Source organism: Mesorhizobium sp. M7A.F.Ca.CA.001.08.2.1 (assembly GCF_003998455.1).
Lineage (GTDB): Bacteria > Pseudomonadota > Alphaproteobacteria > Rhizobiales > Rhizobiaceae > Mesorhizobium > Mesorhizobium ciceri.
Genome location: NZ_RZPW01000187.1, coordinates 1 through 9,179 on the forward strand (window position 1 = coordinate 1; position 9,179 = coordinate 9,179).

Consider the following 9,179-nt stretch of genomic DNA (forward strand, 5'->3'; position numbering starts at 1 on the left):
TGAGGTCACGCAGGATCTCCGTGATTTCCGGAAAATAGCGGCCGAGCGGCTTGCCGGATTTGGCGCGCAGGTCAACGGTGTCGTCGCTCTTGAAAGCAAGGCAGCGGAATCCGTCCCATTTAGGCTCATACTGCCAGCGGTTCCCATCCCTTGGGATTGCATCGGCAAGCCTGGCCTCCATCGGAGACGTATCCAGCGGGAGCGGGAAGGCGTTTATCGGTTCATGCACGGATCAGGCCTCCAAAACCGGTTCAGGAACGGCTCCGGCTTTTCAACTTCCAGGACAGCACCGCGTTCCATCTGACGGGTTCATGGCAGGTCCTTCGCGATGGACATTTTCATTTGCCGCCGGAACCCGGTGACGGCTGGCCGCTTTGATGTCATCGGCGGCGCGAAAGGAGATGCCCATCGACCTCTCATTGTGGACAGCTTTTGTCGGAACCGTCATTCTGATGCAGGTGCCGCCAGGCCCCGACAGCATGCTGGTGATGGCCCGCGGCATCGGACACGGGCGCGGCGTGGCGTTGTTTACGGTACTCGGCATGACGCTGGGCGCCGGACTGGTGCAGCTTCCGCTGATTGCATTCGGCCTGTCTTCGCTTGTCCACGCCTCGCCGGTGGCGTTCAATCTGCTTCGATGGGCCGGGGCGGCCTATATCATGTGGCTGGGTTTCCGGCTGCTGCTTTCAGCCTCGGCAACCATTCCCACAGGTGACATCAAGGCCCTGCGGCCGCTCGCCGCCGCCCGGGAAGGAATGATCGCCAATCTGAGCAATCCCTGGCCTTTGATGTTCATGGTTGCGTTCCTGCCGCAATTTGTCGACCCGCATAGGGGCTCCGTCACGTTGCAACTGGTGCTGCTTGGCGCAACACAGAAGATAACCGGTGTGCTGGTGCTGGGAGCCTACGCCTTGGCATCGGGCGCGGTCGGCGCATGGGTCATGCGGCACCCTCGCGCAAGGCTTTGGCAGCAGCGGCTCGCCGGCTGTCTCATCATCGGCCTCGGCGTGCGGATGGTGATCGGCGGCAGTACGAGCCGCTGACTTCAAGAAATAGCTTTTGTGCCACGTCGCCTGAAGGACTGGCTTTGACACATGCATTCTCTTCTTCAGGCAAACGGAGCATTCGCTTTGACGTTCGGCTCCGCCGCCGTCGCGGGCCGGGACCGTGTCCAGTAACAAAAAACCTGACCGGAGGTTCGAACCTCGATCTCAATGCAGCTGCAACGCTTCATCGCCGTCCGATTGGAATGTTCGTCATGATTTCTTGCGTGGCCTCGGTAAAGACGCGCCTTCAATGAACAAGCCGCCTGAGAATGCTGGCCAAAGGGAAAGCAGGCGAAAAGGGGGCGACGTCGTTCGGGCGCTTGGGCTTGGCCTGATCACCGGCGCGGCCGATGACGACTGCTCGGCCATCGGTACCTACGCAAGCGCCGGAGCGCGGTTCGGCCCCGACCTGCTGTGGACGGCACCTGTCACGCTGCCGATGATGTATCTCGTCGTCTACCTTTCATCCAAACTTGGCCAGGTTTCGGGTCGCGGGCTTTTCCAGGTCATATCGGACTTCTATCCGCGTTGGCTGCTATGGTCCGTGCTGGTGGGCGTGCTGATCGGCAACACGATCGAGGCAGCCGCCGACCTTGGCGCCATGTCGGCGGCTATTGTGCTGTTCGTTCCGCTGCCTGCTCCGTTGGTCGTCACTGCCGTTGCGGTCGTCATTTTTGCCCTGCAGGTGCTCGGGTCGTACAAATTGATCCGAAATGTGTTCCGGTGGCTGGCTCTGGCTCTGCTTGCCTATGTGGTCTCCGCAGTGCTTGCCAAACCGGATGCCGCTTCCGTCCTGCGTGGCACGCTGTTGCCACAAATCGAGTTCAGCCGAGAGTACCTGTCCATCCTCGTCGCCATCGTCGGGACCACTCTCTCCGCATACCTTTACACGTGGCAGTCCAATCAGGAGGTGGAGGAGGAGATCGCCAAGGGTCGAACGAGCCTCGAAGAGCGCAAAGGCGCCACCGAGGGTGAACTGCGCCGATCCCGCCGCGATATCCTGATCGGCATGACGTTCTCCAATCTGATCATGTATTTTATCATCCTTTCGACCGGGTCGACGCTCTACAAGGCCGGACACACGCAGATCGAGACAGCGGCACAGGCGGCCGAAGCGCTGCGGCCGCTTGCCGGCGACGCTGCCGGCATTCTCTTTGCGGCCGGTGTAATTGGCGTCGGCTTCCTGGCCGTGCCGATCATGACCGCTGGCGCTGCTTTCGATTTCGCCCAGGCGATGGGATGGAAGAATAGCCTGCATGCCAAACCCCGGCAGGCTCCCAAATTCTACATCGCGATCGGGGTCATAACGCTGGTGGCGGTGGGTCTCAATTTCTTCGGCTTCAACCCGATGAAAGCTCTCGTCTGGTCCGGCATCGTGCAAGGATTTTCAACGCCGCCGCTGCTGCTTCTCATCCTCATCATGACCAACAATCGCAAGATCATGGGCGACAAGGTCAACAGCACAAGCACGAACATCCTGGGCGGCGTGACGACCTTGGCGATTTTTGCGGCGTCGGCGGGATTGGTGGCAAGCTGGTTCTTGTAGCTCGCATGGCATGACAGATGTTCAGGCACGGTGGAACATCGGCGGTCAAATCCCGTTGAGACGCTTGTGGGAGAAAGGAGGTTGTCCATGTCAAAGTTGCAGGCCGCAACTCCGGACCGTTTAAGGCAACTCAGGCTTGAAGCTTCAGCACATTTCGCTCCGTTGATGCTGAACGAAGCCCTGTTGCGCCTTTCCCATGCCTGCGGAGGCGACAGCCTCGACCGCTTCGAGAAAGCCATGGTTGATCAAATCGAGGCTGCCAAGGACGATCGGGCCGATTTCGAAACGATCAAGGAACTCGCGATCGAGCAGCTTTACGCCCTGGTCCGGAACGCCAACGATTCGCCGAAAAAGAAACAGTCGCTGGAGAAGATCGACACGCGCAGAACGCCCGGCCGGTCCGAAGAACCACGCACGCTCGAGGACCAACTGCAGGCGGGGTTGGAGGATTCCTTTCCGGCGAGCGATCCGCCTTCGGTGGTGTCCACGACCATTTCAGGCGGAGCAAAGAAGCTGGTCGGGACCGACGAGGTCCTGGAGAAGCAGCGGCGACAAGCGTCCAGCAAGGAAGATCGCTCGTAGACCGCGGTGCCGGCTGGGTTGGCGGCAAACCAAAGAGTGCGGACGCGCCAACGGAAACAGCTGACGCCATCGCATCAAAGTTTGACAGCCGCCTCCCGCGCCCAGAGCCGCAGTTTGCGGCATGACTGCACAAACGCAGCTACCGAAGCTGCCGAATCCAGCCGCCTCAGCCCCTCATCGGCATCGGGAGCGACGCCTGCTTTGATCAGGAGCGGCTCGGCCCCGGAGGTGAAGCCGATGAACTTGCAATGCGCAAACGCATCAGACACGAAATCCTTCGCAGCGGCCTCCTTGACCAGTAGCCCGGCGCCCGCCTCGGAGAGGAGCAGCACCACCGCGTCGAACAAAACGGATGGACCGCCGTCGATCATGTGCCTTGCTTCGATGTGGGTGCCGTCGGCGGCTTCGACGCCGCCCACCTTGGGCGCAACCACCTCCATCACCGCGCCTTCCGCTTCGATGGCGGAACGAAGTTCCTCGAACAGCGCGACATCGGCTCCATCGCTGAGCATGACACCGACTTTGCGGCCTTCGAAACTGTCGGGCCCGTTTTGGATGATGCTGAGCGCCGGCGACGGCGGCAAGTCATCGCGCGGTGGAACGGCGGCTTCGGCAGGTTCGGGCATGTCACGGATGCCGAGCTTGTCGGCGACCGTGGTCGCCAGCGTTTCATCGATGTTCAACAAATGCGAAACCATGCGTTCGCGGATCGCCGGTGCCTGGACCTTGCTCAGTTCAAACGTCAGCGCCATCGCGATGTGACGCTGCTCCGGTGGTGTCTGGCTGTTGAAGAATTGCCGGGCCTGGCTGTAGTGATCGGCGAAGCTCTCCGCGCGCAGACGTACTTTCTGCCCTTGTTCGGCATCGGAGAAAGAACGGAAGCCACGCTGCGGATCCTCGCGCGGTCCCAGTCCCCATGAGTTAGGTTCATAGTTGGCGCGACCGGCCGGATTGCGCATGGCCATGTGCCCGTCCTGTTGAAAATGGGCGAACGGGCACTTCGGTGCATTGATCGGCAGATGGGTAAAGTTCGGGCTGCCCAGTCGTTTCAATTGGGTATCGAGATAGGAGAAGTTGCGGCCCTGCAGAAGCGGATCGTTGGAGAAATCGATTCCGGGCGGCACATTCTGCGTCATGAATGCAACCTGCTCGGTCTCGGCGAAGAAATTATCCGGCATCCGGTCGAGCACCAGCCGACCGACCGGAATTGGTTCGAGAACCTCTTCGGGAATGATCTTCGTTGCGTCCAGGATATCGAAGTCAAAACTGTCGGCAAACGCCTGATCGAACAGTTGCACCGTCAACTCCCATTCCGGGAAATTGCCGGCCTGTATGGCCTCCCACAGATCGCGGCGATGGAAGTCGGGATCGGCGCCGTTGATCTTGACCGCCTCGTTCCAGACCACCGATTGCATGCCGAGCTTGGGTTTCCAGATGAACTTGACGAAGGTGGATTCGTCCTTGGCGTTGACGAGGCGGAACGTGTGCACACCGAAGCCTTGCATGAAGCGGAAGGAACGCGGGATGGCGCGATCCGACATGATCCACATGACCATGTGCATCGATTCCGGCATCAGGCTGATGAAGTCCCAGAAATTGTCGTGCGCCGTCTGTGCCTGCGGAAAAGCACGGTCGGGCTCCTGTTTGGCGGCGTGGATCAGATCGGGAAACTTGATGGCGTCCTGGATGAAGAAGACCGGAATGTTGTTGCCGACCAAATCCCAATTGCCTTCCTTGGTGTAGAGCTTGACCGCAAAGCCGCGCACGTCGCGGGCGAGATCGAACGAGCCCTTGTTGCCGGCAACCGTCGAGAAACGAACGAATGCCGGCGTCTTTTCACCAGCTCGCTGGAAAATGTCGGCACGTGTGTATTTGGCCAGTGAGTCGTAGGTCTCGAAATAACCATGCGCGCCATAGCCGCGGGCATGGACGACCCGTTCCGGGATGCGTTCGTGGTCGAAGTGGAAAATCTTCTCGCGAAAGTGAAAGTCTTCGATCAGCGATGGTCCGCGTTCACCGATCCGCAATGTGTTTTGGTCGTCGGAGACAGGCGTTCCGAGCGCCGTGGTAAGGACAGGCGTGTCGTCTCCCGCGATCTGGTGCAACTCGCCGCCATTTCCGCGCGCGCTATTCTGATCCAGTCCACTTGCCGATTGGCGAGCGGAGGGGCGAGCGGATTTGGCCATGACAGGTCCTCGATCGATACTGGAAGGTTGAAGTGGCAAGCCATCAAACTGCCGGTGAACGGCTTTGTTCCCGTAAAAAAGCGGACGCTGTTAGATACCACTGTCGAAGGAGGCGTCGCTGCTGCGGCGATGGTATGCGCCGATCGCATGACAGACATCTCCGCCCGCGAAGAATTATGAAGAGTTGTCTCCAGCAAGAGGAACGAACCAAACTTCCATGCATTTAGCTGAGGCTGCGTTCACACACTCTTTCTGCTGGGAGCTGGACCATTGTCATCCGGAGGCTGCCTTTTGGCCGACCAGGAAACCAATGAAGTTTCCATCGTTGACCTGATACCCGCCCTGCGGGCATTCGCGCGCACCTTCTGCCGCGTCCCCGACGATGCTGACGATCTCGTGCAGGAGACACTGACCAAGGGTCTCGCCAACATCGACAAGTTCGAACCCGGTACGCGAATGAAGTCGTGGCTCTTCACCATCATGCGCAACACCTATTATACCCGGGTCAAGATCGCTGCCCGGGAGGCGCCAGGCCTGCTCGACTGCGCCTCTTCGAGACCAATTTCGGAAGCCACCCAGGAATGGACTGTTCAGAGCAGGGAAGTTCACGGCGCCATTCAAAGACTGCCTGAACACCAACGCGAGGTGCTGATGCTGATCGGCGTTTTGGGAGTGAGCTACGAGGAAACCGCCGATATATGCGGTTGCGCGGTCGGGACGGTCAAAAGCCGCCTGAACCGTGCGCGCGCCAACATCCTTGAACTCCTAGGGGAGAGTTCGCTGGAGACATTGATGGAGAGGAGAAACCAGCTGTCGGACGGTCAGCTCGACGTCGAGGTCGACAGCCGCAGATAGTCAGTTGTTCACGTCGCGCCGACGCTTCTCGACGAGCGCGTTCTGCAATTCGATCGCCAGCTTGGTGAGGCGGTCCGGAATCTTTTCCTGCTCTATGGCTGCCAGCAGGGAGGCAATCTCCCGATCCACCGCCATCTCGACATGCGGATCCGCGGTATCGTCGCTCGAACGAGACATCACATTCTCTTGATAGCGGTCCCTTGATCGTAGTGTGGTGATAAGCGCCCGGCATTACAAGCCTGTGTCCACCGCCGAGAAGCTGACCGGCGGACCCTTGCACAGGTTTATTTCCTTGCTCCTTCGTCGCCCCGCGGACCACAGGCCCGCGCGCTGGCGTTCAGTCCTTCGGCAATCGATTAGCGGCGTAATCCTTCGGACTTGATCCGATTGCCGTCCAGCCCGCGCTCCTCCTTCGAATCGAGGACACTCGTTGGTGCCCTTTGCTCGACGTCCGAACTGGCATCGTGCTGTAATGTTCCGTCTCACCGAGCGAGCAAAAAAGCGTTGCCATCCCATGATCGAAACGGCTTCTCACCGTCGATGAGGACCCGCAATTGATGAGCTTGCGCCAGACGGCCGATATCGTCGCGGTCTGAGAAAAGCGATCCGCGATAGGAATAGTTCAGCAAGGCGAGCCAGCCCGGCCGTTTCAGAACGCGGGCAATTTCTTCGAAATGCCGCTCTGCCATGCCGGCCAGAACCAGATAGGGAAAGCTGTCGACCGCCAGCACGCAATCGAAACTGGCATCGTCGAAATCGGCCAGATCGAGACCGGAGGTTTGTCGTAACTCGACATTGCCGAGTGCGGCGCATTGCTCTGAGGCGATGGAGATCATTCGCGACGATATATCGATACCGACCATCCGCTTGAAGGATTTGCACAGCGCACGCTCGAAACGGCCGATGCCGCAACCGATGTCGAGAATGCTCCGTTCCCTTCCGGTGAATTCTCGCGCTTCCAGCCATGCGACGATTTCGTTGGTCGTGGCTGTGAGCCTTTCCTCATCGCCGAAGGATGCCAGTTGGACACTCGCGGCTCCCGAAATCGCTGCCGCGGCATCGAAGCTGGAGGCCAGCCGCATGACGACAGCGGCATTCGTTTCGTCCTCATTGCGCTCATGGCGAACGGCGCCGCCCGTCGCTCGCAACATGGCAAAGACGTCTGGTTTGCAGCGCAGCAGTCCGGCGACCTTCCGCAATCTTGCCGCGTCGCCGGTATCCGCCGGACGGACTTTCAGCACGACCTCCGCCAATTCCGCTGCCCCAATTGTGGGCGGCAGGTGGAGCGCCAGCCTGACGAGAACACCTTCGGCGCAAATACCGTCGGCCATGCAGTCTTCAACCGCCAGCCTGACCGATGTCCGGCGCTGGGCGCCTTTCGGTGCGGTTACACTCATGGGTCAACTCCGCGTCCAGACCCTGCGCATCGTCCACCTGTCGGCGGCGCCCCAGCCATATTTGTAGGCCTCCTGGCCGCGCAGGAAATCGAACTCGCGCGCATCTTCGCGGATCGACTCCACGATTGCATGGCCAATCAGGATCGCGCCCGGGCTCTCCTCGGCATAAGCAGGGTCGAACCCACCCAGATAAGCGTAGGCACGGCCGCGGTGGTAAAATCCGTAATAGGCACCGATGGTCCTGTCATCGATCGCGAGCAGCCAGCATCGCACCAGACCATGAGCATCGAGCAAGGGAAGCGAGAGCCGATGGAATTGCTCGACGGCGGGGTTGGCCAACACCCCCCCTCCGTGTTCGGCCCATCGCACATTGTGCAGGCGGATCAATTGATCGAGGAAGGTTTGCGGACTGCCGCTTGCCGATGACAGCGCAATCCGGCCGCATCTTGATGCGGCCTGGCGCGCCCGACGCAACTGGCGTCTGCGTCTTGCGGGGACGCAGCCTGCCAGCGTTTCGTCGCCGGCGATGGCGAGCACGGGGCAGGCGGCATGGGCGGTCGGCCGATCCATCTCGGGATGCTTCATCGCAAGGGCGACGCTGTCCTGCGGCAAGTCCGACAAGATCCACTGCGCCCACCCGATCGAGAAGATCGACTCGGCGATAACGCCGACAACCTCGGCTTCGATCCCAGGGACAGCCAGGATGTCCAGATAATCGCTGAGCGAAATGCCGACCGGAAGCAGCTTCGAACCAGCCGTCCCATGCTCCAGGTAACACGGCGCCAGCCCGACCAGATCCCCGCCGCGCCAGACCGCGACTGTCGCCAGTTCACCGGGTGCGAATGCGTGCCACCATGGCACCAGCCAGGCGGGAGATTGAAACGGCGTCGCCGAGGGACTCTGCTGCCACAGTTTCCACCAGTGCGGCGTCAAGGCGTCGAACTGCGCGGGGTCACCGATGATTTCGCAGCGCAGCACCGCTTTGCTCACGGCGTCGCAGCCAAGCGCCGGCGACCAGTGCCAAGCTGTGCCAGCGCCTGATAGGCATCCATGTAAGACGAGATCATCCGTTCCAGCGAAAATCGCCGTCGCGCCTCCGCCCTGCATGTCTCGGCATCCAAGCTGGGCGCCGCAAGAATGGCTTGGGCCATCTCGTCGACCGTGTCGACGAGAAAGCCCGTTCTGCCGTGCTCTATGACGTCGGGAAGCGCACCATTTGGAAAGGCGACTACCGGGGTCCCGCAGGCGAGGGCCTCCATGGCCACAAGCGAGCTGGTCTCGGCTGCGAGGCTCGGAATGACCAGACAGCGCGCTGCGTTGAGAAAGCGTCGCTTGGCGGTGAAGCCGAGCGGACCAAGGAAGCGGCGGCGGCCATCGAGGCGAGATTGGACCTCGTCGCGAAAGTACCGCGTATGCGTTTCGTAGGGATAGACCTTACCGCCGACGACGAGCGGAACGCCTGCCAGTTTGGCTGCATCGAGCGCCAGGTGAATGCCCTTCTCCGGGCAAATCCGGCTCAGAACCAGGGCAAAGTCGCGCTTCGGTTGCGGCAGGTTCAGTGCTTGGA

9 protein-coding genes and 1 pseudogene are annotated in these 9,179 nt (G+C 60.5%); 4 read left to right on the forward strand and 6 right to left on the reverse strand.

What is annotated here, in order from left to right; all coding sequences use genetic code 11:
- Positions 1–181: pseudogene (locus EN914_RS13575) on the reverse strand (ATP-dependent DNA ligase); the annotation flags it as partial.
- A gap of 271 nt (positions 182–452) precedes the next feature.
- On the opposite strand from EN914_RS13575, the gene EN914_RS13580 reads away from it, so the two are divergent.
- The 3 genes from EN914_RS13580 (at position 453) to EN914_RS13590 (ending at position 3,174) form a co-directional block, all read left to right on the forward strand.
- Positions 453–1,043, forward strand: a complete 591-nt coding sequence (locus EN914_RS13580; RefSeq protein ID WP_127368134.1) for a LysE family translocator — start codon at positions 453–455, stop codon at positions 1,041–1,043.
- Positions 1,044–1,296: 253 nt separating this feature from the next.
- Entirely contained in the window at positions 1,297–2,592 is a 1,296-nt protein-coding gene (locus EN914_RS13585) for an Nramp family divalent metal transporter (RefSeq protein ID WP_024502351.1), read from the forward strand.
- 87 nt (positions 2,593–2,679) lie between these two features.
- Positions 2,680–3,174, forward strand: a complete 495-nt coding sequence (locus EN914_RS13590; RefSeq protein WP_013533214.1) for a hypothetical protein — start codon at positions 2,680–2,682, stop codon at positions 3,172–3,174.
- Positions 3,175–3,248: 74 nt separating this feature from the next.
- Here EN914_RS13590 and EN914_RS13595 read toward each other — a convergent pair whose 3' ends face one another.
- Complete coding sequence (locus EN914_RS13595) at positions 3,249–5,360, reverse strand: catalase (RefSeq protein WP_024502352.1); 2,112 nt, start codon at positions 5,358–5,360, stop codon at positions 3,249–3,251.
- A gap of 291 nt (positions 5,361–5,651) precedes the next feature.
- Between EN914_RS13595 and EN914_RS13600 the strand changes: the two genes are divergently transcribed.
- Positions 5,652–6,215 (forward strand): sigma-70 family RNA polymerase sigma factor, encoded by a 564-nt coding sequence (locus EN914_RS13600; protein WP_013533212.1) that lies wholly within the window; start codon positions 5,652–5,654, stop codon positions 6,213–6,215.
- On the opposite strand, the gene EN914_RS13605 is transcribed toward EN914_RS13600, so the two are convergent.
- The 4 genes from EN914_RS13605 to EN914_RS13620 form a co-directional block, all read right to left on the reverse strand.
- Positions 6,216–6,392, reverse strand: coding sequence for a hypothetical protein (locus tag EN914_RS13605; protein ID WP_081714227.1), 177 nt, complete (start codon positions 6,390–6,392; stop codon positions 6,216–6,218).
- Positions 6,393–6,697: 305 nt separating this feature from the next.
- Complete coding sequence (locus EN914_RS13610) at positions 6,698–7,612, reverse strand: class I SAM-dependent methyltransferase (RefSeq protein ID WP_032898868.1); 915 nt, start codon at positions 7,610–7,612, stop codon at positions 6,698–6,700.
- A gap of 3 nt (positions 7,613–7,615) precedes the next feature.
- Positions 7,616–8,602 (reverse strand): GNAT family N-acetyltransferase, encoded by a 987-nt coding sequence (locus EN914_RS13615; protein WP_024502354.1) that lies wholly within the window; start codon positions 8,600–8,602, stop codon positions 7,616–7,618.
- The coding region (locus EN914_RS13620; protein WP_127389121.1) for a glycosyltransferase at positions 8,599–9,179 on the reverse strand (581 nt) is incomplete at its 5' end. The genes EN914_RS13620 and EN914_RS13615, both read right to left, overlap by 4 nt.